At 43.5% G+C, this 25,196-nt stretch carries 21 protein-coding genes; 16 read left to right on the top strand and 5 right to left on the bottom strand.

What is annotated here, in order from left to right:
• Positions 1-14: 14 nt before the first annotated feature.
• Positions 15-677, bottom strand: coding sequence for a DJ-1/PfpI family protein (locus NSTC731_RS16165; protein WP_445631673.1), 663 nt, complete (start codon positions 675-677; stop codon positions 15-17).
• Between the two features lie 69 nt (positions 678-746).
• Complete coding sequence (locus tag NSTC731_RS16160) at positions 747-1,166, bottom strand: DUF6220 domain-containing protein (protein ID WP_445631672.1); 420 nt, start codon at positions 1,164-1,166, stop codon at positions 747-749.
• Between the two features lie 113 nt (positions 1,167-1,279).
• On the opposite strand from NSTC731_RS16160, the gene NSTC731_RS16155 reads away from it, so the two are divergent.
• Positions 1,280-1,942: a LuxR C-terminal-related transcriptional regulator gene (locus tag NSTC731_RS16155; protein WP_445631671.1), complete on the top strand. Its 663-nt coding sequence runs from the start codon at positions 1,280-1,282 to the stop codon at positions 1,940-1,942.
• Between the two features lie 369 nt (positions 1,943-2,311).
• Here the strand turns inward: NSTC731_RS16155 and NSTC731_RS16150 are convergent, their stop codons facing one another.
• Entirely contained in the window at positions 2,312-4,024 is a 1,713-nt protein-coding gene (locus NSTC731_RS16150) for a putative bifunctional diguanylate cyclase/phosphodiesterase (protein ID WP_445631670.1), read from the bottom strand.
• A 1,235-nt stretch (positions 4,025-5,259) separates the two neighbouring features.
• On the opposite strand from NSTC731_RS16150, the gene NSTC731_RS16145 reads away from it, so the two are divergent.
• On the top strand, positions 5,260-6,012 hold the full coding sequence (locus tag NSTC731_RS16145; protein WP_445631669.1) for an SDR family oxidoreductase: 753 nt from the start codon (positions 5,260-5,262) through the stop codon (positions 6,010-6,012).
• 97 nt (positions 6,013-6,109) lie between these two features.
• On the opposite strand, the gene NSTC731_RS16140 is transcribed toward NSTC731_RS16145, so the two are convergent.
• The gene (locus NSTC731_RS16140; RefSeq protein WP_445631668.1) at positions 6,110-6,799 is read right to left on the bottom strand and encodes a 5'-methylthioadenosine/S-adenosylhomocysteine nucleosidase family protein; all 690 of its coding nucleotides are present in this window, start codon (positions 6,797-6,799) and stop codon (positions 6,110-6,112) included.
• Between the two features lie 227 nt (positions 6,800-7,026).
• On the opposite strand from NSTC731_RS16140, the gene NSTC731_RS16135 reads away from it, so the two are divergent.
• The 11 genes from NSTC731_RS16135 (at position 7,027) to NSTC731_RS16085 (ending at position 19,064) form a co-directional block, all read left to right on the top strand.
• A complete protein-coding gene (locus tag NSTC731_RS16135; protein ID WP_445631667.1) occupies positions 7,027-9,795 on the top strand; it encodes an efflux RND transporter permease subunit in 2,769 nt (922 codons plus the stop codon).
• On the top strand, positions 9,795-10,841 hold the full coding sequence (gene hpnA / locus NSTC731_RS16130; RefSeq protein WP_445631666.1) for a hopanoid-associated sugar epimerase: 1,047 nt from the start codon (positions 9,795-9,797) through the stop codon (positions 10,839-10,841). Before NSTC731_RS16135 ends, hpnA begins: the two co-directional genes overlap by 1 nt.
• A gap of 42 nt (positions 10,842-10,883) precedes the next feature.
• Positions 10,884-11,903, top strand: a complete 1,020-nt coding sequence (hpnH, locus tag NSTC731_RS16125; RefSeq protein ID WP_445631665.1) for an adenosyl-hopene transferase HpnH — start codon at positions 10,884-10,886, stop codon at positions 11,901-11,903.
• 184 nt (positions 11,904-12,087) lie between these two features.
• On the top strand, positions 12,088-12,903 hold the full coding sequence (locus tag NSTC731_RS16120) for an alpha/beta fold hydrolase (RefSeq protein ID WP_445631664.1): 816 nt from the start codon (positions 12,088-12,090) through the stop codon (positions 12,901-12,903).
• Positions 12,904-13,321: 418 nt separating this feature from the next.
• Entirely contained in the window at positions 13,322-13,843 is a 522-nt protein-coding gene (locus tag NSTC731_RS16115) for a phycocyanin subunit beta (protein WP_099099077.1), read from the top strand.
• 96 nt (positions 13,844-13,939) lie between these two features.
• Positions 13,940-14,431: a phycocyanin subunit alpha gene (cpcA, locus tag NSTC731_RS16110; RefSeq protein WP_445631663.1), complete on the top strand. Its 492-nt coding sequence runs from the start codon at positions 13,940-13,942 to the stop codon at positions 14,429-14,431.
• Between the two features lie 701 nt (positions 14,432-15,132).
• Positions 15,133-15,945: a phycobilisome rod-core linker polypeptide gene (locus NSTC731_RS16105; protein ID WP_445631662.1), complete on the top strand. Its 813-nt coding sequence runs from the start codon at positions 15,133-15,135 to the stop codon at positions 15,943-15,945.
• A 171-nt stretch (positions 15,946-16,116) separates the two neighbouring features.
• The gene (locus tag NSTC731_RS16100) at positions 16,117-16,986 is read left to right on the top strand and encodes a phycobilisome rod-core linker polypeptide (RefSeq protein ID WP_445631661.1); all 870 of its coding nucleotides are present in this window, start codon (positions 16,117-16,119) and stop codon (positions 16,984-16,986) included.
• An 82-nt stretch (positions 16,987-17,068) separates the two neighbouring features.
• Entirely contained in the window at positions 17,069-17,323 is a 255-nt protein-coding gene (locus tag NSTC731_RS16095) for a phycobilisome linker polypeptide (protein WP_322673574.1), read from the top strand.
• The gene (locus tag NSTC731_RS16090; RefSeq protein WP_445631660.1) at positions 17,323-18,165 is read left to right on the top strand and encodes a HEAT repeat domain-containing protein; all 843 of its coding nucleotides are present in this window, start codon (positions 17,323-17,325) and stop codon (positions 18,163-18,165) included. Before NSTC731_RS16095 ends, NSTC731_RS16090 begins: the two co-directional genes overlap by 1 nt.
• Before the next feature lie 170 nt (positions 18,166-18,335).
• Entirely contained in the window at positions 18,336-19,064 is a 729-nt protein-coding gene (locus tag NSTC731_RS16085) for a HEAT repeat domain-containing protein (protein WP_445631659.1), read from the top strand.
• 146 nt (positions 19,065-19,210) lie between these two features.
• Here NSTC731_RS16085 and NSTC731_RS16080 read toward each other — a convergent pair whose 3' ends face one another.
• On the bottom strand, positions 19,211-19,861 hold the full coding sequence (locus NSTC731_RS16080) for an HD domain-containing protein (RefSeq protein ID WP_445631658.1): 651 nt from the start codon (positions 19,859-19,861) through the stop codon (positions 19,211-19,213).
• Positions 19,862-20,062: 201 nt separating this feature from the next.
• Between NSTC731_RS16080 and NSTC731_RS16075 the strand changes: the two genes are divergently transcribed.
• The 3 genes from NSTC731_RS16075 (at position 20,063) to pruA (ending at position 24,950) form a co-directional block, all read left to right on the top strand.
• Positions 20,063-20,194, top strand: a complete 132-nt coding sequence (locus NSTC731_RS16075) for a hypothetical protein (protein ID WP_445631657.1) — start codon at positions 20,063-20,065, stop codon at positions 20,192-20,194.
• Between the two features lie 215 nt (positions 20,195-20,409).
• Entirely contained in the window at positions 20,410-21,777 is a 1,368-nt protein-coding gene (locus tag NSTC731_RS16070) for a protein kinase domain-containing protein (protein ID WP_445631656.1), read from the top strand.
• Positions 21,778-21,956: 179 nt separating this feature from the next.
• Positions 21,957-24,950: an L-glutamate gamma-semialdehyde dehydrogenase gene (gene pruA, locus NSTC731_RS16065; RefSeq protein WP_445631655.1), complete on the top strand. Its 2,994-nt coding sequence runs from the start codon at positions 21,957-21,959 to the stop codon at positions 24,948-24,950.
• Positions 24,951-25,196 lie beyond the last annotated feature (246 nt).

Genomic DNA, 25,196 nt, shown 5'->3' with positions numbered 1-25,196 from the left:
TCATGTCAGACTGCCTATTTTACGTTTAAACCCAATGTCCCCGTAGCATATAACATTGCTTTATTGACTAACTCAGCCCCCGCTTTTTCGGGTGAACCGACATCGAATGGAGGGGCTGGATCGTACTCCATTAATAGTTGAGCGATCTTGGCGGCTTCGTCACCACAAAGCACTTCAGCGATCGTTAGACCAAAATCAATGCCTGCCGTAACCCCCCCACCAGTCATACGATTTCGGTCAATCACAACTCGCTCCGTTCCGACCTCAACGCCCAACGTTGCGAGTTGTTCACGCCCCATCCAGTGAGTCGCCGCTCGATAGCCTTGTAGCAGTCCTGCCTTCGCTAAAAACTCAGACCCGCTGCACACAGAGGTGATGAACTTTGCTGTCCTCCCCTGTTTCTGGAAAAACTCAAGTACTTCTGGATCGTTTACTATTGCACTCTGTCCTAAACCGCCGCCGACGCAGATCGCGTCTAAGGGTGGGCAATTTTCAAAGGTGGTATCAGGCAAAATCATCATTCCGTCATCGGTTTTGATCGGGTCTAACGCTTTCCAGATGCGGTGGATCTGGACACCAGGAAGCAAACTAAAAACTGTCTGGGGCCCTACAATATCAAGTGCCGCCATCCCAGGATAAAGTACCAAGCCAATAATATGTTTTTGTGAGTAAGTCATGAATCAATCTCCTGATGACAGTTGCTATGAAATCTATCCTTATACCTAAAAGAATTGAAAGTTAAGGATTTAGTCTTGGTTGTGGTTGGGAAATACAATGCGAGATGTCCGATGAACTAGGGTTGTAGAAATAGAGAATAAGGAAAAGCCGATGAGTGGATGGAAGACTGCTAAAGGAAAAGAAGTCTTCAAGTGAATTGTGAGAAATTGCAGTCCCAACAACACTGGAATACTTGCAGTAAGATTCTGGACTCTTGAAGGAAACGGCATTAGAAACACCCATATCAACAAAATTAGCGAGAGTCCGCTATATCCTCGCACGAGCCAGATATGTAGGTTCCACCAATTAGAGTTGTAAAAGTAAGCCAGTCCAACGCTGAATACTTGGATTGCTAAACAGAGATTGAAAAACACTACTGCGATAAAAAAACTAATTTGAATCCAGCGCCCAGATATCTGTGTATCATCAATGCCAGGATTTAGAGTCATGGTTAAGTAATCCAAAAAAAGCAAACAAAGGAAAAGACTTGGTGTGACTAAAGCTAAGATAGGTCTGGTTGCTATACTGCGCCTAGACCTCGAAAGGGTACAATTTGCCAATCATGATTGCCTTACAAGCTCTATTTCATGCAATTGCTCAAGCTAAAGATGAAGAGACATTGCGATCGCACATATCCACAGAAATGAGTGAATATTTTTCAGCTACACGAGGTGGGCTGTTTTTCTTTGCTCAAATTTCTCTAGCTAACAGCAAGCTTCAAAAAGCAGTGGAAATCGCATTATCACCCCAACACAACCCAGTTGCACGCTATTTGCTAGAACATCATGCCCCTGTTCATGAAGCTTTAGTAGTAGAACCTAAGACGTGGAGGTTGATTTGTCCTCGCGCCGATCACTGGCACGTCATGGCAGGGCCAATTGTCAGTAATGGGCAGTTAGTAGGCGTGGTAGGTTTTACTCGTAAGCAGGGAATGCCTGCATTTGATTCACAAAATCTTACAGATTTGAGTGCGCTTTGTCTGCATATTTCTACTTGGGTGGCAATGACGCGATTGCAACAACCACTATTACAGACAAAGCGTTTAACGGCTCGTGAAATGCAAATTGCTTCCTTGGTGGCTCAAGGACAAACCAATGCAGAAATTAGTGCTGAACTTTGGATTACTGAAAACTCTGTCAAGCAAGCTTTAAAAAGGATGTTCCGCAAGCTTGAGGTTTCATCTCGTGCTCACATGGTTGCAAAGCTTTCTACAGTTTCAAAATAAATAACCTTTTATTGGTCTGATTAATCCTGGATTTCTCTGCTTATGTCACCGGAGAAAAACAGGAGGCAGGAAGCAGGGGGCAGGGGGAAGGAGGTTTTAGAAAAGAATTTTCTCTGGAGGCAAAATGGTCTGAGAGCAACTAAATTTATTTATGAAAAATAAAAAAATATGTATTTTATTAACTGGGCGCAAGAAATACAGCGTCCTTGTTAAATCTCCGTTCGGCTGAGGCTCACAGCGTCAGTGTAAATTTATTTATGGGGATTCCTTCAGCATAGCTGCCTCCTTAATCTGCCCCCTGATAATCATTTCTAGCAAATATTTAAGTGAAACGTTATCAGGGGTGTATTTTCTGGCTTAGGCATCCACTTATGCTGGAATTTTCTCCATCTGCTGAGAAATTTTCTGCAACATCGGGGTAATTAGATCGGCTGGTACAGGGCAACTGAAGTAGTAACCCTGACCTTCATCACATCCCAGCATTTTCAGGTAGTCAAGCTGTTCTTGGGTTTCCACACCCTCTGCCGTGATGTTCAACCGCAGACTTTTTGCCAGGGCAATAATTGCATTCGTGACGGCGGCACTATCAGGATTAGATGTGACATCCTGTACAAATGAGCGATCGATCTTGAGCATATTCACAGGAAAGCGCTTCAAGTAGTTGAGGGAGGAATAACCAGTACCGAAGTCATCTAGAGCCAAGCATATACCCAGTTCTCGTAATTGTTTTAAGGTTTTAACCGATCGCTCCATATCAGCCATCAAGAAGCTTTCTGTCACTTCCAATTCCAGGTAAGATACTTGGAGTCCAGTTTCCTCAAGAATTTGACTGACAACCTCAACCAGATTCGGTAGTTCAAACTGTCGGGCTGACAGATTTACAGACATCCGAATTGGGTTAAATCCAGCAAGCTGCCAAGCACGGTTTTGGGCACAAGCAGTTCGCAAGACCCACTCACCAATTGTTAGGATCAAACCATTGGCTTCAGCAATGGGAATAAATTTTGTTGGCGAAACCAAACCTAATGTAGGATGCTGCCAGCGAACCAACGCTTCCATAGCTGTAATTTGTCCGCTGTGTAAATCAATCAGAGGTTGATAATAAACCAGCATTTCATTGCGCTCAAGCGCTCCACGTAATTCATTTTCTAAAGTTATTCGCTCCTGCAACTGAGCATTAATTTCTGGTGAATAGAATTGGTATTTGCTACGCCCTTGCTGCTTCGCCTGGTACAGTGCGATATGAGCCTGTTGCAAAAGTTGATCTACGCTATTACGCTCATTTATTCCATTAATTGTGATGCCGATGCTGGCGGTAATATGAATCAAGTTACCCTGTATAGAAAAAGGTTTGCTCAGGGTACTTAATACCATCTGAGATAGCTTAATCACACTTTCAAAAGAAATAATGTCTATATGGGCAATGGCAAATTCATCTCCACTCAAATGGGCAAAAATATCTGTTTGTGTCATACAGACTGATAACCTCTGAGCGACTGCTCTTAACAACAAATTTGTTGTTTCATGCTCCAAACCATGACTCATAGCAGTGAAATCATCAATACCCAACAAAAAGACTGCTACAAAGCGCTGATTATTTTCAGGTTGAGATAGAGTCTGATGGAGGCGATCGCGAAATAGATCGCGATTGGGTAATCCAGTTAGATCGTCATAATTACTGATGTAATGAATTAATTCATCTAATTTGTAAAGAGTTTGTGAAGTATCCGCCATCAATGTACCGGCTTCATCAGCAAAATCTGTGGGCAATTTAGGTAAGGTTTTGGTGTTTAGATAATTGTGCAATGCCGCAGATGTCAAAATAACTGGTTTGAGCAGGTGGTGTAGTGCGTAGAGGGTGGCGGCTGTACCCGCTAAGGTAGCCAACAGAGCAATAAGCATAACTCGAATCGCCATCTCCAAGGAATAGGAGTTTGAGATCACGAAACTCAAGAGTAAGCTTAGAAGTGGTATGTGAGTACCCAAAAATGCCACCAACATGATTTTAGCAGTGTAGCTTTTTTTGAGTAATGGAAAACTAGCTAGGAATGAGTATAGATTGAGCTTGTGATTGAGCTTCATAGATTTTGTTTGATAGTTGGTAAATTAGTTCCGAGCTATTCTGAGAAAAAAGTATTTTTAATTCACATTCCAGTAAAATTAGCTCTCATGGAACCCAACCCTGACAAGGTTATATATTATGTTTCCCAATCTAGACTCTTACTTAATATGCATTATGATAAAGTTTCTGTAAAACTTATTTTATAAACTATTTAATAATCACAATTCTATTGAATTTCATACTGTCAGTAGTTATCCAAATTTAATATCAAATTGAAAAAAGCTTGATAATACGATTTTTAAAGCAAAATTTAATTATTATATCAATTAATTTAATCAGCTAATTGTAAATATTTTTCCACAAATTTAGACGTACATAAATAATAAATTCTTAGTTTATTTGGTCTTTTTTATAGATATTGCATTCGATTAATAAAATGTAATTAATATTATAAATAAAGCCAAAAAATGCAAGCCTATAGAGACCCTGAACTAAGGTTTTAGTAAATTAAAGACGCGGAATAAAGTTTTCTTATTAGCAAAGGTAAGCTGTTACGCAAAAAGAAAAGCGCATCAACTGGTGAAGGTTGTCCTAAGTTAATTGTCATTAGTCATTTGTCCTTGGTAAACACAAATGACTAATGACTAATGATGGTCTTAACGGAGTTTGTGCAATATGTAGGCGCATTAGCTTAACATAGAAGCTCAGACAGGAATGGTACTAAGAAAAGATACAGCCCTTGATTTGACTGGTTCCCAGTTTTTAAGCTCTTAACTCATTCTTGGAGGCTCCGCCTCCAGTAGCTTGACAAGAGGCAGAGCTTCTAAATATATTCCCAGCCCGGAGGCTGGGAACAAGACAACACAAACCTTTGGGCTTTACAAGCGTGCTATTCGGCTCAGACGGTTAATGCCGATCGCCTCAGTTAGCTTTATAAGGGATGCTCCCAGATAGTCCTTGCGCCAAAACATATGCAAAGCTTGCTCTCAGGCTTCGTCAATATCGAAAGCGCAAGGATTTCCTTGCGACTTAATTAGATTTTTCCGCTTTCATACCTATAAGTATAAAACTTCCTTGACACCAAGACTTAATCAAGGGATACTTTTTGTATCGATTGGTAAATAAGCATTTAGTTGGTAACTATTATGCCCACCAAAGCTCCTGATGCCAGCCATTTGATCGATGGTGGGTTTACAGCTTGAACGATATGCGATCGGACTCACAATCACTAAACCTTATTCAAAAGAACATCGTTATGTCACAAAAGCTCTCAGAAAAAGTCGCGCTCATTACAGGTGGCACCAGCGGCATCGGTCTTGCGACTGCCAAGCGATTCGTCGCCGAAGGTGCGTATGTTTTCATCACAGGTCGTCGTCAGCATGAACTTGATGCCGCCGTCAAAGAGATCGGTAAAAACGTCACTGGCGTTCAAAGCGATGTCTCTCTTCTTGCAGACCTCGATCGCCTTTACACCACAATTGAGCAAGAGAAAGGTCGCCTTGAGATCATTTTCGCCAATGCTGGAGGTGGGGAACTTGCCCCGCTTGGATCGATAACTGAGGAACACTTTGACAAAACCTTTAACACCAACGTCAAAGGTCTGCTTTTCACTGTGCAGAAGGCATTGCCTTTGTTGTCAGAGGGAGCTTCAATTATTCTCAATGCTTCGATTACTTCTATTAAAGGCAACCCAGCATTCAGCGTTTACAGCGCCACCAAAGCCGCCGTGCGCTCGTTTGCACGCAACTGGACACTCGACCTCAAAGAGCGCAAAATTCGTGTCAATGCTATCAGCCCTGGTGTTGTGCCTACTCCTGGCTACAATCTTCTGGGACTGACCGAGGAGCAAGTGCAGGAATTTGTAGCAAGTCAGGCTGTCAATATCCCCCTTGGGCGGGTGGGTACGCCAGACGAGATTGCCAAAGCTGTTGTCTTCCTTGCATCCGATGACAGCAGCTTTGTCAACGGCATCGAACTCTTCGTCGATGGGGGCATGGCGCAGATTTGAAGTGTTCTCAAAACAGTCAGCAATGTAAAAGATAGGCTGTTTCTAGTTTGCTGAATGCTCAACTCAAATAACTGTGTGCCATTAATTCTGCAACAAATTATTCCAGCTGATTGCCAGAAAAGAGCCGATTTGTAACTTGCTCTAACACCTTTAATGCTGTCAATGAACCTCGAATCAACCGAGTAGCGGCAAAAGGTTGTCGAAGCATGGCGATCGCTAACGAAAAAGGGTTTAGAGAGCCATCAGAGTTAATTGCTGGTGTAAGATCGGGGATATTATGCTGACAATCATCGCTAACTATTCGCAGCATTGCCACAGACACCTCAGCCGCATTGAAAAATTCTAAAGCGGTAAATCCTTCCATATCTACAACATCAGCCGCCAAAGTCTTACCTAAATGACGTTTTTCGGCAGCAGACCAAATCACCCGATCGCTTGTTAGGGACTTGACTAATGAGGCTTTCTCTGATATAAAAGAGTGCAATTGTGCTGTGAAAGTGCGATCGCATTCTTGCTGTTTCTCCTGATAAATACAATTTTGATACAGCACAAGATCGCCAACTGTATAGCGATCGCTCAAGCTGCCACATATACCCATAATTAGGACTCTGGATTTTGGAGTCAGAAATTGTCCTTGTTGCAGGTATTTGAGTAAAGGTTTCATGCCAACAGGTATGGCTAATACTGTTGGCATGAAGGCAGTAACGCCGCTTAATCCGCGACACACAGCTTTATATTCTGCTCCTTGAGGTACCAAAATTGTGTTGATGGGCAAAAAATTAGACACTAGCTCTCTCGATAGTTTCAAGTTTTAAGGGACTTCCAATTAGATCCCCGACTTCTTTGAGAAGTCGGGATCTGAACACCGCCCATTTTCACAAATCAAATAGGATTGCTATCTCTGAGTGATAATAAGTAATATTGCCGTTTAGTAGTAACCAAAAATTAGCAAACCGAAGATGATTGCTGTAGCATGACTAAATAATTGTGTCATCCACACGATAATTTTCCAAGATGGTAAAGCTTCATAACTCCAAATCCGCACGAGAACTCTTCAATATTTCCAAATTGGCGATTCAATTTTCGTGGCTGACGGTGAGTTTTTGGATTGCCGTAACGGTAGCTGGTGTTCTGGCTTTCAGTTCCCTTAAATATGCCTTGTTTCCAGATATTACTTTTCCAGTAGTGGTTGTAAATGCTACAGCTCCCCTGACAACTGCCCTGGATACAGAAGCGAAGCTCACCAAACCCCTAGAAGAACGCCTCCGCTCCCTTGAAGGACTGGAGGTTATCCGCTCATCCACCTATCCTAGTCAAACAGCCGTTAGCCTCTCTTTTGTCGTTGGGACGAATTTAGAAACATCAACCAAAAAGGTTGAAACTGCCCTGAAGCAGTTGGCTCTACCTCAAGGAGCGACTTCTAAAATTATTCCCCTGAATCTAAACGAGTCAGCCGCCATTAGTTATGCCATAGAGAGTCCTACACGGAATCTCAAAGATTTGACGAAGTTAGCGCAAGATGAGATTGTTAGTGCGATCGCTAAATTACCAGGAGTATTAAAAGTCTCACTACTAGGCGCTGCGACTGCAACTCCTTCGATAAATCCAGCGAATGCGAGTGCAACAATCCCCCAAGGTGGGGCGACATTAGTCCGGTTTAACGGTGAAGATGCACTCGCATTTCAGGTAATCAAACGCGGTAATGCTAATACTTTGGAAGTAGTGAGTCGGGTTGAGAAAGAAGTTCAAAGGCTACGCTCAACCCTCAAAGATGTCAAACTTACCTTAGCTGCCACCCAAGCAGAATATATCCGCCAAGCCACCCAGTCAACCATCGATGCTTTACTGGAAGCCGTCTTGTTGTCAATAGTGGTAATTTTTCCTTTTTTATGGAATTGGCGGGCAACTCTCATTTCTGCCTTGGCTATTCCCACGTCTTTGCTGGCGACATTTATCGTCATGGCGATTTTCGGCTTCAACCTAGAAACAATCACCCTGCTGGCTTTAGCTTTGGTGATTGGTAGCATTGTTGATGATGCGATCGTGGATGTGGAAAACATCATGCGACACGTTGAAGATGGAGAAACTCCTCGCCAAGCAGCGCTTTTAGCGACAAATGAGATTGGGTTGACAGTTACCGCCGCCACTTTAACAGCAGTAGCAGTTTTTCTACCCATAGGTTTAATGGGTGGGGTAATTGGTCAGTTCTTCAAGCCTTTTGGCATCACTGTATCTGCGGCGATGCTTGCTTCTATGCTAGTTGCTCGGACTTTATCTCCAGTTCTGGCTATCTACTGGCTCAAACCGAAATCCTCGCTCTCCCCGCGTAGAGAAGCAAAAATCTGGGTGGCGTTTACCCAATCTTACAGAAATTTGCTCAGTTGGTCTTTAAATCATCGCAAGATAGTTATCGGGTTAGCTGCACTCAGTTTCATCGCAGGTATAGCACTGATTCCACTAATTCCCAAAGGATTTATTCCCAAACTCGATCGCGGCGAATTTAATATTGCTTATACGGCTCCTTTGCCGAGTATCCCTGATTTGGGCAGAGGGGGACAAGGGGGACAAGGGGGACAAGGAGGACAAGGAGGACAAGGAGGACAAGGAGGACAAGGGAGTGATATTCCTAGTCCCCAATCTCTAATCCCCAATCCCCAATCCCCAATTCCCAATCCTTTAAATGATTCTCTTGTGGTTGCGAAGAAACTAGAAGAGGTTGTGAGAAAATCACCGGCAGTTGAAACGGTATTTACCACCGTTGGTTCTCGTGAGGGTGAGCCGAATAAAGGGACACTATACGTAAAGTTAAAGGAAAATCGCACGATCGCAACTGCGGAATTACAAGACCAGTTGCGCTCCTCCTTACCTGTTCTTTCTGGGGTAACTACTAGTGTTGAAGATATTCAATTTGTCGATTCTGGCGGTCAAAAACCCCTGCAAATAGCATTACAAGGTGATAATCTCCAAGCTTTGAGCAAAGCAGTCAAAGCCATTAAAGAAAGGATTCAAAGGCTACCGGGATTCGCTGATGTCACAGTTACAGGTGAAACGAATCCACAGGGCACGGTTTTTCAGATCGAGCGTCTGAATAATCAGCGCGTAGCCTACATCAGTGCTAATCTTGGCAAGGATCTGTCTTTGGGTGATGCCACCGACAAAGTGGTAGCTGAAGCAAACGCGGTGTTACCCTCTAATGTTTCTTTAAATTTAGGAGGAGACTCTGCTAACCAAAATAAGGTTTTTAGCAGTTTCGGCAGTACTTTAGCTCTATCTGCCTTGTGCATTGTTGTGGTACTAATTTTACTATTCAAAAGCTGGGTAGACCCTTTAGTTATTGGTGTCTCTTTGCCTTTAGCACTAGTGGGGGCGATGTTGGCGCTACTAATTACCAAGAGCGACTTTGGTATGATCTCATTGATCGGTTTCGTCTTTTTGCTGGGGCTGGCAAATAAAAATGCGATTTTGCTTGTAGATTATATCAACCAGTTACGCAATGCTGGCTTAGACCGTACAGAGGCGATTCTCAACACCGGACTAGTGCGCCTCAGACCAATTATGATGACCACGGCCTCGACTATTTTAGGGATGCTGCCGATCGCTTTGGGTTTGGGTGCTGGTTCGGAATTGCGATCGCCGATGGCTGTAGCGATCGCAGGTGGACTGGTAACTTCAACTATTCTCAGTTTGATTGTTGTGCCGGTAGTCTACACCATTTTGGATGATTGGTTTCCCCGGTTTAAGAAGAGGGGGAGCAGGGAAGCAGGGGAGCAGGGGGAAAGTTGATGCAGGTTTTTGTCACGGGGGGTACGGGTTTTATTGGTGCCCATTTGGTACGGTTGTTGCTGCAACAAGGATATGCCGTCAAAGCACTGGTACGCTCAACCAGCAATTTGGAGAATTTACGCGGTTTAGAGGTGGAAATTGTCAAAGGCGATTTGAACGATCCAAATCTCTGGCAACAGATGGGAGGTTGTCAATATTTATTTCATGTAGCAGCTCATTATTCCCTCTGGCAGACAGACCGAGAATTACTCCACCGTTACAATGTCCTGGGTACGCGCAATGTGTTGGCAGCAGCTCGCAAGGCTAACATTGAACGCACTGTCTACACAAGTTCAGTAGCAGCGATTGGGGTAGGAGCGTCAGGGGAAGTTGTGGATGAAACACATCAGAGTCCTTTAGAAAAGTTGGTGGGTGACTATAAAAAGTCTAAGTTTTTGGCTGAACAAGAAGCTATGCAAGCCGTTGCTACAGGTCAGGAGGTAGTTATTGTCAATCCCAGCAGTCCGATTGGCTCGTTGGATATCAAACCTACCCCGACGGGTGATATAATCTTGCGGTTTTTACGACGGCAAATGCCCTTTTACATGGATACTGGTCTAAATTTTATCGACGTGCGGGATGTGGCATGGGGGCATTTACTGGCTTTGCAACGGGGTAAATCTGGCGATCGCTATATCTTAGGTCATCAAAACCTCAGTCTTAAGCAACTACTCGAACAACTCGCCGATATCACAGGTCTGAGCGCACCTCAACAAACAGTACCCGCTTGGTTGCCCCTGAGTGTTGCCTGGGTTGATGAAAAAATTCTCGCACCATTGGGTAAATCGCCCTCAGTACCATTAGATGGCGTTCGGATGGCGAAACAACCTATGTATTACAATGCTTCAAAGGCTGTACGAGAATTGGATCTACCCCAATCTTCGCTGAACGCCGCACTCAAAGACGCTGTGGATTGGTTTGTTGCTCAGGGATATGTCAACCCCTCTGGGAAATTCAAAATTCACGCATTCAAAATTGAAGACCCCACAGATAAATCTTGGGGTTGAGAAAGTGGTGCATTTATCTTTAAAAGAGGAGCGATCGCAACAATGGCAGTTAATCTACAACAAGCTATGGATATTGGGAAGTATCTTGTTACACAGCGTTTGAAAGGACGCAAACGCTTCCCCTTAGTGTTGATGTTAGAACCTCTTTTTCGGTGTAATCTCGCTTGTACTGGTTGTGGTAAAATCCAACATCCGAAGGAAATATTAAAGCAAAATCTCACCCCAGAACAGTGTTTTGCCGCTGTGGAAGAGTGTGGCGCACCAGTTGTCTCCATTCCTGGTGGAGAACCTCTGCTACATCCCCAAATTGATGAGATTGTCCAGGGATTAATTGAGCGCAAGAAATATATTTACTTGTGTACTAATGGTTTGTTATTAGAAAAGAGCCTGGATAAGTTTCAACCTTCTCCCTATCTCACTTTCAGCGTGCATTTAGATGGAATGCGGGAATTACACGATCGCTGCGTCGATCGTAAAGGTGTTTTTGATATTGCTGTCAAAGCCATTCGTGCCGCTAAAGCTAAAGGCTTTCGTGTTACAACTAACACCACTATCTTTGAAGGTACTGAACCTAAAGATATGCAAGAGTTCTTCAACTTTCTGGAAACACTAAATACTGACGGGATGATGATTTCTCCCGGTTACAGTTATGAGTGGGCACCAGATCAAGATCATTTTCTCCACCGCGAACAAACCCGCGCCCTCTTCCGGCAAATTCTGGCTCCCTACAAAAGTGGTGAAAAAAATTGGAACTTCAATCACAATCCATTGTTCCTAGATTTTCTCACGGGTGATAAGGACTACGAATGCACGCCTTGGGGTAGCCCTAGTTATAGCGTTCTCGGTTGGCAAAAACCTTGCTATCTGCTGAACGAAGGTTATTACTCTACTTTTAAGGAATTACTGGCACAAACTGACTGGAGTCAATACGGCCAGAAGAGTGGTAATCCTAAGTGTGCCGATTGTATGGTTCATTGTGGTTACGAACCCACCGCCGCAATGGATGCAATGCAGCCGCAAAATATGGCGCGTGCCCTTGGCAGTGTGTTTGGTAGAAACTAGTAGTCTGTCCCAAAAGTTTTGAGAGATTAGTGGTGTTCAGATCCCCGACTTCTTAAAGAAGTCGGGGATCTAGCAGCTCTTCAATGCAACAACATCCAGTGAGGATAAAAAGAGGATGCTTATTTAGAGATATTGCGATCGCTTCTTGAGCCAAATTCGCCGAATTTCATCAGAAAAAATACTTATGCCATTTGTATCTGTTCGCGACCTGCAAATGTATTATGAGATTCGTGGCACTGGTCAACGCCTACTCAGTATCAGTGGTACTGGAGGAGATTTGCAGCGATCGCCGACTATTTTTGACTCACCACTAGCCCCACACTTTGAAATCTTAGCCTACGATCAGCGCGGTCTGGGTCAAACTTCAAAACCTGATATTCCTTACACCATAGCAGATTACGCCGCTGATGCAGACTCTTTGTTAAATGCAGTTGGGTGGGAAAGCGCTCATGTCATCGGAATTTCCTTTGGGGGTATGGTAGCCCAAGAGTTGGCACTGCGCTATCCGCACCGCGTTAAACGTCTTGTTTTGGCCTGTACTAGTAGTGGCGGTGCTGGTGGGTCGTCATATCCACTACACGAACTCGCAAACCTTGCTGCTGAAAAACTAGCTCATCGGCAAATCACAATTGCTGATACCCGTTGGCAAGAGGAAGCTTGGCTCTCTAGCCGAACTACACAATTTCAGGAATTAGTAAAGCTGACACTAGCAGTTTTTCAAGCGGGTACAAACGAACCAAGTCGTGAAGTTGGGCGTCGTCGTCAGCTTGAGGCTCGTGCTGCTCACGATACATATAATCGACTTTCTCAACTGCATATTCCTGTCTATATCTGCGGCGGCCATCACGATGGCATATCTCCTCCTGCCAATCTTGAGGCAATGCACAAACAGATACCAGGTTCGTATTTAGAGTTCTTTAAGGGCGGTCATGGTTTTCTTTACCAAGACTCCCAAGCATTCAAGCGCGTTATTGCCTTTCTCCAAAATAAATTTGAGTAATTTTACATAAGACATATAAGAAATCACTACAAAGTGACATTAACTACAATATCTATTGCCCTCCCACAACAGCAGCGATCGGCTCGTAAACTAAACATAGTCCAAAATGTGAAGTTATGTAAATAATTTTCACAAACATAACAATAATTTGTAATAAAATATGATGCAGCAGCATTGTATAAAGAGAACTTGGAAGTAAAAAACAACATCTTAATCAGGTTTTCCAGTCGTTCATAGAAGTTTGAAGTTTTTTAACAAAAGTTTTAATCTGAAAGCCTGGAGATCGTAAACTTATTTCTTGGATGTCTGTTTTAAACCTTTCGTAACTCGTCAGGCAGTGCTGACATCAAAAATCAACTGAACCATTCAGTTTTGAGTCCAATTATTCTTAACCAAGCAAATTAGGAGATTTAACGCAATGGTTTTAGATGCATTTGCAAAAGTAGTTTCCCAAGCTGATACACGCGGCGAATATCTCTCTGATGCACAATTAGATGCATTGAGCGAACTAGTCAAAGATGGTAACAAGCGTGCAGATGCTGTTAACCGTATTACCAGCAATGCGTCAGCTCTTGTTGCTGCTGCGGCTCGTGATTTGTGGGCAGAACAACCCCAATTGATCACTCCCGGTGGTAATGCATACACCAGCCGTCGTGCAGCTGCTTGTATCAGAGACTTGGACATCATTCTTCGCTATATCACCTACGCTATCTTTGCTGGCGATTCTAGCGTACTAGACGATCGTGCCCTCAATGGATTGCGGGAAACCTACTTGGCATTGGGAACTCCAGGAGCTTCAGTTGCTGTTGGTATTCAAAAGCTGAAACAAGCTTCTTTGGCAATTGTCAACGATACAAACAATATCACCAGAGGCGATTGCAGTGCTTTGTCATCTGAAATAGCTAGCTATTTCGATCGTGCTGCTGCTGCTGTAGCTTAAGCAAAGCAAGCATTGCTGATGTTGACTAAATAATTGTCCTGTCTATAGGACAAAACAAAATTTCAACCATAACGTTTGTAAAAGGGAAATACCAAAATGACAAAAACACCTCTAACTGAAGCAATTGCATCGGCTGATTCTCAAGGACGCTACCTCAGCAGCACCGAAATTCAAGTTGCTTTTGGTCGCTTCCGCCAAGCTCCTGCTAGCTTACAAGCAGCAAAAGCTTTGAGCGCCAATGCTCAACGCTTGACCGAAGGTGCTGCTCAAGCAGTGTATAACAAGTACCCTTACACCACTCAACAACAAGGCCCTAACTTCGCGGCTGATGCACGCGGTAAAGGCAAGTGTGTACGTGATATCGGCTACTACTTGCGGATTATCACATACGCTTTAGTTGTTGGTGGCACAGGCCCCTTGGATGATTTCTTAATTTCTGGCTTGGCTGAAATCAACCGGACTTTTGACCTGTCTCCTAGCTGGTACATTGAAGCTCTCAAGTACATCAAAGCTAACCACGGTCTCAGCGGCGATCCAGCTGTTGAAGCAAATTCCTACATCGACTACGTAATCAATACTCTAAGCTAGAGTGTTTCTTTAGCCCGGAGAGGAAATCAGCTCTTATGACAAGTGAGTTCTATGAGTTGTTTACCTCTCCGGGCAGTTTTTTAAGAAAAGCTAGCTGAAAACCTTGGAGAAAGAGGAACGTAGTTCTGTATTTTTTGCTTTAGAACAGGGATGAAAGCTGCCGACGTAGCACGGTATTTGCTACAAATTTGGGAAAGTTCACAACCCAGTGCCTCTTTTAAGCTACTGTCAATTGGCACAATATTTTTGTCAGTACAAGATTTAAACACCTACCCTCGGACTGGGGGAAAGTATACGCCCGAAATAACGTAAGGAGATATCACTACGCCTTTTGGCAAATGTGGTGAGGCAGCGAGCGCAATCTTCTACCTTCTCCCAGGAGACGTTACGTGTTCGCGGAGCGTTCCGTAGGGAAGGAAAGATGCTAGTGCAACGTTAGCGAGTCCGCGCCCTCTATAGGGAAGCAAGCTACGCGCAGTGTCTAGCAGAGAACATCTGAAGGTTTTTCTCTCCCATGAGGGACTGCCAAACCGATAAGGTGAGCCTGGGAACCTGTGGAAACAGGATATTAAGGCAGCTATGTCTTAAAAATCACCTGATTGAAAGTAAGGTGAGTGTCAATTTCAAAAAGACTGTTAAAAAACTAGAAAAAATTTTCTAAAAAGTTTTCAGTTTTGCAGTTAAAACTGAGGAGGTTAAAGATGGCAGCTTTGGGACAAGCAGCAAGATTAGGGATTGCAGCGTTTGAGAATTCAGCACCAGTAGAACTACGCCCTGATAGAACAGAAGCCGATGTAGCAGTGGTTATCCGGACGGCTTACCGTCAGGTTTTGGGTAATGCATATCTACTAGAAGGAGAGCGTCTAGAGAGTGCAGAATCACTATTGCAACAAGGTGAAATCACCGTAAGAGGATTTGTGCTAGCCATTGCTCAATCAGAACTCTATCGGGATAAGTTTTTCTACTCCAACTCCCAAACTCGGTTTATCGAGTTGAATTATAAGCATTTATTGGGGCGTGCCCCAGAAGATGAGTCAGAGATTTCGTACCATGTTGAGCTTTACAACTCACAAGGTTACGAAGCTGAGATTAATTCCTACATTGACTCATTAGAATATCAAGAGAGTTTTGGCGAAAATATTGTGCCCTACTACAGAGGCTTTAAAAGTCAAGTAGGACAGAAAAATGTTGGCTATAGCCGACTGTTCCAACTTTACCGGGGTTATGCCAATAGCGATCGCGCTCAAGGACAAAAACAAGGACGCCTCACTTGGGAAGTAGCTAAGAATCTAGCTTCACCCATTTATCCAGTCTCTGCTGGAGCCTTAGCAGGTCTTTCTAGAGGCGATCGCGGCGAAACATACCGGATCAGAGTACTACAAGCAGCTTCCCCAAACTCAGCTGTAGTACGGCGCGGTACTGCGGAATTGATCGTACCCTACGAACAACTTTCTAGTAAATTACAGCAGTTGAATCGCAAGGGCAGTAAGGTTATTAGCATTACAGCCGTATAAATAGGGAATCGGGAATTAAGTGAGGAGTTAGGAGTGAGGAGTGAGGAGTCAAGAGTGAGGAGTTAGAAGTTATGAGTTTTAAACTCCTAACTATATCTCTACCTTAACTTCTAACTCTTAACTCCTAACTCCTAATTTTTCCAACTATTAATTACAAAAGGAAAATTACCAATGGCCGTTACAACAGCAGCTTCTCGTCTGGGAACAGAACCTTTTAGCGATCAGTCTCCTGTAGAATTGCGTCCGAATGCAACCAAAGAAGACATTGAAAGAGTAATTGCTGCCGTCTATCGTCAAGTTTTGGGCAACAACTACATATTGGCATCTGACCGCCTGACAAGTGCTGAATCTATCCTCCGCGATGGCAAAATTACAGTGCAAGAATTTGTACGTCAACTAGCTAAATCGGAACTGTACAAAACCAAGTTTTTCTACGACAACTTTCAAACTCGCGTCATCGAACTGAACTACAAACATTTGTTGGGTCGTGCCCCTTATGATGAGTCTGATGTCGTCTATCACTTGGACTTGTATCAAACCAAGGGATATGAAGCCGACATCGATTCTTATATCGATTCGCCAGAGTATCAATCTAACTTTGGTGAAAATATAGTGCCTTACTATCGCGGCTTTGAAACCCAAACAGGACAAAAAACTGTCGGATTTACCCGAATATTTCAACTTTATCGCGGCTATGCCAGTAGCGATACCTCCCAACTCAAAGGCAAAGACACCCGCCTTGCTAGCGAATTAGGTCGCAATAGTGCATCCGTCGTTGTTCCTCCCTCTGGTGCTTCCTCAGGCTTTTCATACGTTGCTTCTGAAAAAGGCGTTACCCCCAGCAGCACTTTTGGTGGTGCGGGAACTTTTGGTAAAGAAGGCAGACTTTACCGTATTGAAGTAGCAGGTGTTTTTGGAGCTGGGTATCCCAGCACACGCCGCGTCAATCAAGCGGTGGTTATACCTTATGAAGAACTATCTAGTTACTTCCAGAGAGTGGTAAAACAAGGTGGTAAAATAGCTAGTGTGAAACCCCTTTAGTATCAATAGTCAATAGTCATTAGTCAATAGTCATTATTAAGGACAAAGGACTAATGACGATCTAAAATTGGAAATTAATTTTATGGTTGGAGCAATTAGTAGTACGAGTAGTCGCTACTTTCGGTATGAAGTGGTGGGTTTGCGCCAAAGCGAAGAAACTGAAAAAACCAACTATCCGATTCGTTCTAGTGCTACTGTGTTTTTCACAGTACCAGAGAACCGGATGAATCAAGAAATGCAGCGGATTACTCGCTTGGGTGGCAAAATAGTCAGCATTCAGCCATTGAACGCTGAAGCTAAAACAAATAGCGAACAAAGCGATCCTCCTTCTTCATAATGAATTCTAGTCCGCAAAAATTTGAAGATTTATCACCGACAGGTAACTCTGGCGATGGTGAATCTTTAACAGTAGAGCAAGCGATCGCTAATCTTGAGAGTGCAGATTTAGGTCTGCGCTTTTATGCTGCCTGGTGGTTGGGTAGGTTTCAAATCTGTGAAGCACCTGCGGTTAGAGGATTGATTAAAGCGCTAGAGGATGAAGCCGACAGAACACCAGAAGGCGGATATCCTCTGCGACGTAACGCAGCTAGGGCTTTAGGGAAACTAGGCGATCGCCAGGCAGTCTCGCCTTTAATTGGGTGTTTAAATTGCTCAGATTTTTATGTCAGGGAAGCAGCGGCACAATCCTTAGAAATGCTGGGCGATCCGGTTTGCATCCCCGCTTTGATTGAGTTATTACAAGTAGGTTTGCAGAAAGAGCAACTGAGATCGCAGCCTGATTTATCTCAACCCTACGAAGCCATTTTAGAAGCCTTGGGAACATTGAGGGCGACTGAGTACATCGCCTTGGTAAAACCATTTTTAGAGCATCCAATCGAATTGGTGCAGTATGCTGCCGCACGAGCCATGTATCAATTAACCCAAGAACCAGTTTATGGAGAACGGTTAGTTAAAGCTCTGGCAGGAGATAAATTGCAATTGCGTCGAGCAGTGTTAGCAGATTTGGGAGCGATTGGATATTTACCCGCAGCAGATGCGATCGCCGAAACTCTTGCTGAAAATAGCCTGAAGCTAATTTCTCTTAAAGGATTACTAGAACATCAAGTTAAGCACACAGCAACAAGCACTTTGTCAGATGGTGCGATTAAAGTGATAAATTTGATGGACTCGCTTTTGTAGTTATAATTTCCCAGGCATTAGTTGTTATTAATACGTTTAAATCAAGTGTCGATCGCACGTAAACCCCTAACATAATTGCGAAATAAGGGCTAGGGGGTTTATGTCTGATGTCAACTACGGAGGGCTTAAGCTACAATTGGCAGATCCCTAATGACTGATGGCAAATTATTATGAATAACAGTGACCTTGCCCAAATATTAATTCGTGCTGTGGAAGAAGCAGACTCTTCGGATCGCTTATTAGACGCAGTTCAGGAGTTAGCGGCAGCTGGTATTGAGGAATCTGTTCCCACTCTGATTGCAGCTTTGGGCTACAACAATCCAGGGGCAGCAGTGGCAGCAGTAGATGGACTAATTGCGATCGGCGAAGTCGCAGTACCATCACTATTGGAACTAATTGATGACTACAACTACAGTGCGAGAGCCTGGGCGATTCGTGCCTTAGCGGGAATTGGCGATGTTCGGGCGCTAGATACCTTATTAGAGGCAGCAAAAAACGATTTTTCCTTAAGTGTGCGGCGAGCAGCTGCTAGGGGATTAGGCACTTTACGTTGGCAGCAACTACCTGCTGAGAAAGTGGAATCTGTTCAGACTCAGGTATTAGAGGCACTATTAGTAATTTCTCAAGATCCAGAGTGGATAGTGCGCTATGCAGCAGTGACGAGTTTAGAGGCACTAGCGATTGCCATAGCAGTCACTTTACCAGAGCAAGCATCGCGGATTACAAATCAACTTCAGCAAATACTTGATACTGATGCCGATGTGGGAGTTCGTACCCGCGTAAAATTTGCACAGCAAAAAATTCAACAGCAACAACATCAAGAAATGTTTGCACCAAAAAGAAAGCTAGAAAATACTGAAGTGCCTGAAGTACCTCATCGTGGTGGTGGCAGACGGTAAATTACCAGACACCAACCGCGCTTGCGGTATGGTGTTAGGTCTGCCAATTCATCAGGGATAGCCTTCAGAACTCCTTGTTTTATTGGTCTTACATTCGCTGCTTTGATGGGGAGTCCTGGTTCCCAAGACTTGAAATTTTTATCAAACTAACCAAGCGATAAAGATTGAATTTCTGCCTGGATATTGCCACGAGCAGATGGTTCGGCAAACTCTGACATTAAAGGTGTAAGATAAATACGCGATCGCTGTAAAAATCGTTCTAAAATTTTCTGACGACCTGTGATATAATCTGCCTCTGCTACCCAGCCATATTCCTGACGAATAGCATGGGCGTATTCTTTATAATCAACTGGGTTAGTAGCCAAAATGGCTAAATCTGCATCAACTAGGACTTGGCTATCATAGTCATTTACCGCAGCTTGGTGGTTTTTAGTGTTCAAAATCAGACGGGTGACAGTAATTATGATACTTTCTGGAATACCCAAATTATTCAGCAATTCAAAAGCATAGTCTGCACTTCGTTCTTCGTTATCTTTGGCTTCAGTGTCATACACTACATCGTGAAACCAGGCAGCTAGTTGAACAGCAGCTAAGTTGTTGGCATAGCCTTGCAAAATCTCAATTGTGCTGAGAACGCGATCGATGTGTTTCAGTGTATGGTAATAGCGACCAGGGGTAGAGTAAGCTTCTACCAAGAGATTAAAGGCTTTCTCAGCCGCTACCTGGTCAACGCCAAAGGGTTGGAGTGTGTGTTGCCAGTTATAAAATAAAATATCCATAAAGTTTTCTGTAGGCATAGAGGCAGTATACCCATTCTGAGTATTGGAAAAAATAAGTACATACTGTTAAAACAGCAGTAGAAGACTTCAAGTAGAACCTCATCTTCTAACTCGGCTACGAGAAAGAGGGGAAAAATTTTCTTCCCCTTACTTGTAGTAAAGGGTTAAGAGTGAGTTCACGCGAATATATTTACAAGTTATAAATCTAGTTATAAATCAATGAAACTTTGGACGCCCAATCAACATCTGGACAACGGAAGATTCATTATACAAAAAGTCCTTGGTGGCGGTGGCTTTGGTGTCACCTATAGCGCCATAGAACAGCATACAGGTAAATTTAGTTGTTATTAAAACCCTCAATCATATTCAACAAAGTAAAGAAGACTTCCAGCAGCGACAGGTAAAAGTTTTATGTGGGGTTGTAGGTGTTTTCTTTTTCATCAAGATTTGTAATCAGTATTCAACCGGATTTAATCTCAGATACTTTGCGGGACATCAGTGGTTCACTACTGTGATATCTGATACAGGTAAGTTATGATTGTGGGCATTAATTTTTTATTGTTCAGATGCCAGCTAAAATCATCCTTACCGTTATTCAAGGACAATTATTAGGACAGCAATATATTTTTGATTGCCGCAGTAGCTGCATAATCGGTAGAAGTTCAGATTGCAATCCTCAGTTACCAGATGATCGGAATCATCGGGGCATCTCCCGCTATCACTGTTTACTGGATATTAATCCTCCTGATATTCGGGTGCGGGACTTTGGTAGTAAAAATGGCACTTACATTAACGGTAAAAATATTGGACAACGCCAACGAAATCAAACGGCTGAAGAAGCTGTAAAATGCCACTTTCCAGAGTATGATTTACGAACAGGCGACGAAATTAACTTAGGTCACACTGTCTTTAAAGTTAGTATAGAAATACATCCAGATGAAGTAAATCTACCAACCTTCATCCCTGACGATGTTACTGTCAAAAATAACCCAGTACAACAAGTTTATTGCTTAGACATCATCAGATACTTTCTGAAATTGGCTGAGAGTGGCGATCGCAACCTCAAAGCAATTAGCGGTTATAATATTGTCAAACTTCTCAGCACGAGTGAATTCGGAGAAGTTTATTTAGCAAAGCATAATCAGTCTGGCAAGTTCATAGCCTTAAAGGTCATGTTACCAGCAGTGGCGGCGAATGACTTTGCTGTGCAGATGTTTCTCCGGGAGACTGAAAACACTAAGGCATTACAACATCCTCATGTAGTGCAACTAATGGATTCTGGCTTCTCGGAAATTATCTTCTTTTTGACAATGGAATATTGTGAGGGCGGTACTGTATGGGATTTCATGCAACAACTGGGTGGGCGATTGTCTGTTGATATTGCAGTACCGATTATTCTCCAAATTTTAGACGCTTTAGAATATGCCCACAATGTTGAACTTCCTTATGTCAAACTGGCTGATGGGAAGTTTGGCAAAGGTAAAGGTATAGTTCACCGCGACCTCAAACCGAGTAATATCTTCTTGACTAAGATTGACGGAAAGCTGGTGGCTAAAATCGGTGATTACGGCTTATCTAAGGCCTTTGACTTGGCTGGTTTAAGTGGTCAAACTTTGACTGGAACTCAAGCGGGTACTCCCGTTTTCATGCCGCGACAGCAGGTGCTTAACTTTAAATATGCCCAACCGGAGGTAGATATTTGGGCAGTTGCGGCTTGTCTCTACAATATGCTAACAGGTTGTTTCCCCCGCAACTTCACAGGCGATCCTTTTCTGGCAGTTTTACAGAATAATCCCATACCAATTCGCCAACGAGATGCAACAATTATGCAACCCCTAGCGCAGGTGATTGATTTGGCGTTGGTTGATAAGCCAGAAATTCACTTTAAGAGTGCAGCTGAATTTAAGCGGGCATTGTTAAGTGCGTTGTCATAGTCGAGTTTAATTGCAAGTCCCTAGAACGCACGACATAAGTAAATCATTCAAAATCAATGAAATCCTTACGCTATAGTAATTACCAATTCCGGATAATGGTGACAGCTAGATGAAAGCGTCAAAATAGAGACACAGGCTTTGTACAAAAAGCCTTGCCTTGATTAACGGAGTTATTATCAGTGGTATTACAAGTACAAACAAGCACCTACGAAGCCAAAACTCAAGAAATTGCTAAACAACTTCTAGCCGCAACGCAGGAAAATCGTTCGTTTTTTTCTTCCCTGCGGGATCAAATGCGTTGGGATGATAAATTACTAGCTTGGGCCATGAGTAACCCTGGCTTGCGGGTGCAACTATTTCGCTTTATAGATACGCTACCTGCTTTGCACAGTAAATCAGAAATTGCCTCACATTTACAAGAATATTTAGGCGATGAATCTGTAGAATTGCCGGCAGCTTTGAAGGGAATGCTAAACTTTGCTAACCCCGACTCGATGCCTGGACAAGTTGCTGCTACAACTGTTGGGACAGCAGTTGAGACACTTGCCCATAAATATATTTCTGGGGAAAATATCAAACAAGTCATTAAAACAGTTGAACGACTGCGAAAAGAAAAAATGGCTTTCACCATCGATTTACTTGGTGAAGCTGTAATTACCGAAGCGGAAGCGCAGTCTTATCTAGAACGCTATCTAGAATTAATGCAACAATTGGTGGAAGCATCGAAGAATTGGGCAGTTATTCCGGCGATTGATGAGGCTGATGGCGAACCGATCCCAAAAGTTCAGGTTTCTGTGAAATTAACGGCATTTTATTCCCAATTTGACCCATTAGATGCTAAAGGTAGTGAGGAACGAGTTAGCGATCGCATTCGGATTCTCTTACGTCGTGCTAAAGAATTAGGCGCAGCTGTACATTTTGATATGGAACAGTATGCTTATAAGGACATAACTCTCAGCATTCTGAAAAAACTGTTACTAGAAGAGGAGTTTCGGCAACGCACAGATATTGGCATGACAATTCAAGCATATCTGCGTGATAGCGAACAAGATGCCAAAGACATAATTTCCTGGTTAAAAGAACGCGGTTATCCCCTAACAATCCGCTTGGTGAAAGGCGCATATTGGGATCAAGAAACGATCAAAGCAGCCCAAAAGCATTGGCCACAGCCAGTTTACAACGACAAAGCCGCAACTGATGCTAACTTTGAAACCATCACTCAATTATTGCTAGAAAATCATCAATATGTCTATTCTGCCATTGGTAGCCATAATGTGCGATCGCACTCTCGCGCTATTGCCATCGCTGAAAGTTTAAATGTCCCCCGCCGTCGCTTTGAGTTGCAAGTCCTCTACGGTATGGGTGATAAAGTTGCCAAGGCGTTGGTTGATAAAGGTTATCGAGTCAGAGTTTACTGTCCCTACGGTGAATTATTGCCGGGGATGGCGTATTTAATTCGCCGATTGTTGGAAAATACCGCTAATAGTTCTTTTTTACGGCAAAATCTCGAAAATCGGCCGATTGAAGAGTTATTAGCGCCGCCGATTCTCAAAGAAGAAACCAACTTTTTAACTCCTAACTCCTCACTCCTAACTCCTTACTCTCATTTCTCTGGTGCTGCTGATACCGATTACGCCGAGGAAGAGGTGAGAAAGAAGGCGGCGCAAGCTTTCCAAAGCGTTCGTCAACAGTTGGGTAAAACTTATTTACCACTGATTAATGGCGAATATGTTAATCCGCCGGAATTTGTTGATTCTCTCAATCCTTCTAAGTTCAGTGAGATAATTGGTAAAGTTGGGTTGATTAGCGTTGAACAAGCAGAACAGGCGATGCAAGCTGCGAAAGCGGCGTTTCCTAAATGGAAGAAAACACCAGCTAAACAACGCGCTGATATTTTGCGGAAAGCGGGTGATTTGATGGAACTCCGCCGCACTGAACTTTCAGTTTGGATAGTTTTGGAAGTTGGGAAACCAGTTAAGGAAGCTGATGCAGAGGTTTCGGAAGCGATAGACTTTTGTCGGTACTACGCTGATGAGATTGAACGGTTAGACGAAGGTGTGAATTACGACATAGCTGGCGAAACAAATCGTTATATCTACCAGCCACGAGGAATTGCTGTCGTGATTTCTCCTTGGAATTTCCCGCTAGCGATCGCTTGTGGAATGACTGTTGCAGCTTTAGTTTCGGGCAATTGCACTCTCCTCAAACCTGCGGAAACATCTTCTGTAATTGCAGCGAAACTCACAGAAATCTTGGTAGACGCTGGTTTTCCCAAAGGTGTATTTCAATACGTACCTGGTAAGGGTTCGCAAGTTGGCGCTTATTTGGTAAATCATCCAGATACTCATGTAATTGCTTTTACGGGTTCCCAGGAAGTTGGCTGTCGAATTTACGCAGAAGCCGCAATATTGAAACCCGGACAGAAACACATGAAACGAGTGATTGCGGAAATGGGCGGCAAGAATGCCATTATTGTCGATGAAAGTGCTGATTTAGACCAAGCTGTTGTCGGAGTGGTGCAGTCGGCATTTGGTTACAGCGGCCAAAAATGTTCTGCTGCTTCCAGGGTGATTGTGCTGGAACCGATTTATGATACCTTTGTGCAACGGTTGGTAGAAGCGACAAAATCCTTGAACATTGGGGAAGCAGAGTTACCGAGTACCCAAGTTGGGCCGGTGATTGATGCTAATGCCCGCGATCGCATCCAGAAGTATATTGAAATAGGTCGTCAATCAGCAGAGGTAGCTTTGGAATTACCAGCACCCGAACAAGGATATTTTATCGGCCCAGTCATCTTTAGTGAAGTATCGCCAAATGCGGTAATTTCCCAGGAAGAAATTTTTGGCCCTGTGCTGGCGGTAATTCGGGTGAAAGATTTTCAGGAAGCGTTAGCAGTCGCCAACGGTACAAATTACGCCTTAACTGGCGGACTTTATTCTCGAACACCTTCTCACATTCAGCAGGCGCAGACAGAGTTTGAAGTTGGGAATTTGTACATCAACCGCAATATTACCGGAGCGATCGTTGGACGGCAACCTTTTGGTGGATTTAAACTTTCGGGAGTAGGTTCTAAAGCAGGCGGTCCTGACTACTTACTGCAATTTTTAGAACCACGCGCGGTGACAGAAAATATTCAACGTCAAGGTTTTGCACCAATTGAAGGAGCAGATTAAACTAATGTCAAATCTACGGCTCATATCGTGTCCGTCTAATTAGCACAATCAAAACACCTGTTCCTGATTTGACTACGTAAAACCCTCCTCTCCGACTCCTACGGTGTACACACATCTTGGTAATGAACCCCCAATCCTGGATTTACCAACCTTAATTCCCCCGATGCATTGGGGGAAATATCCGGTTCTCCCCCTTACCAAGCTACGGTGTACACCGTAGCTCCGACGACTACGAGAGGGACAGGC

It is taken from the genome of Nostoc sp. DSM 114167 (assembly GCF_052692655.1).
The sequence above is the reverse complement of the archived record's forward strand: the minus strand, read 5'-3'. Positions and strand labels throughout refer to the sequence as shown.

Bases quoted from the DNA above. Each gene is read 5' to 3' on its own strand.
- NSTC731_RS16165 (WP_445631673.1), bottom strand. From the start codon at position 677: ATGACTTACTCACAAAAACATATTATTGGCTTGGTACTTTATCCTGGG.
- NSTC731_RS16160 (WP_445631672.1), bottom strand. From the start codon at position 1,166: ATGACTCTAAATCCTGGCATTGATGATACACAGATATCTGGGCGCTGG.
- NSTC731_RS16155 (WP_445631671.1), top strand. From the start codon at position 1,280: ATGATTGCCTTACAAGCTCTATTTCATGCAATTGCTCAAGCTAAAGAT.
- NSTC731_RS16150 (WP_445631670.1), bottom strand. From the start codon at position 4,024: ATGAAGCTCAATCACAAGCTCAATCTATACTCATTCCTAGCTAGTTTT.
- NSTC731_RS16145 (WP_445631669.1), top strand. From the start codon at position 5,260: ATGTCACAAAAGCTCTCAGAAAAAGTCGCGCTCATTACAGGTGGCACC.
- NSTC731_RS16135 (WP_445631667.1), top strand. From the start codon at position 7,027: ATGGTAAAGCTTCATAACTCCAAATCCGCACGAGAACTCTTCAATATT.
- hpnA (WP_445631666.1), top strand. From the start codon at position 9,795: ATGCAGGTTTTTGTCACGGGGGGTACGGGTTTTATTGGTGCCCATTTG.
- hpnH (WP_445631665.1), top strand. From the start codon at position 10,884: ATGGCAGTTAATCTACAACAAGCTATGGATATTGGGAAGTATCTTGTT.
- NSTC731_RS16120 (WP_445631664.1), top strand. From the start codon at position 12,088: ATGCCATTTGTATCTGTTCGCGACCTGCAAATGTATTATGAGATTCGT.
- NSTC731_RS16115 (WP_099099077.1), top strand. From the start codon at position 13,322: ATGGTTTTAGATGCATTTGCAAAAGTAGTTTCCCAAGCTGATACACGC.
- cpcA (WP_445631663.1), top strand. From the start codon at position 13,940: ATGACAAAAACACCTCTAACTGAAGCAATTGCATCGGCTGATTCTCAA.
- NSTC731_RS16105 (WP_445631662.1), top strand. From the start codon at position 15,133: ATGGCAGCTTTGGGACAAGCAGCAAGATTAGGGATTGCAGCGTTTGAG.
- NSTC731_RS16100 (WP_445631661.1), top strand. From the start codon at position 16,117: ATGGCCGTTACAACAGCAGCTTCTCGTCTGGGAACAGAACCTTTTAGC.
- NSTC731_RS16095 (WP_322673574.1), top strand. From the start codon at position 17,069: ATGGTTGGAGCAATTAGTAGTACGAGTAGTCGCTACTTTCGGTATGAA.
- NSTC731_RS16090 (WP_445631660.1), top strand. From the start codon at position 17,323: ATGAATTCTAGTCCGCAAAAATTTGAAGATTTATCACCGACAGGTAAC.
- NSTC731_RS16085 (WP_445631659.1), top strand. From the start codon at position 18,336: ATGAATAACAGTGACCTTGCCCAAATATTAATTCGTGCTGTGGAAGAA.
- NSTC731_RS16080 (WP_445631658.1), bottom strand. From the start codon at position 19,861: ATGCCTACAGAAAACTTTATGGATATTTTATTTTATAACTGGCAACAC.
- NSTC731_RS16075 (WP_445631657.1), top strand. From the start codon at position 20,063: ATGAAACTTTGGACGCCCAATCAACATCTGGACAACGGAAGATTCATT.
- NSTC731_RS16070 (WP_445631656.1), top strand. From the start codon at position 20,410: ATGCCAGCTAAAATCATCCTTACCGTTATTCAAGGACAATTATTAGGA.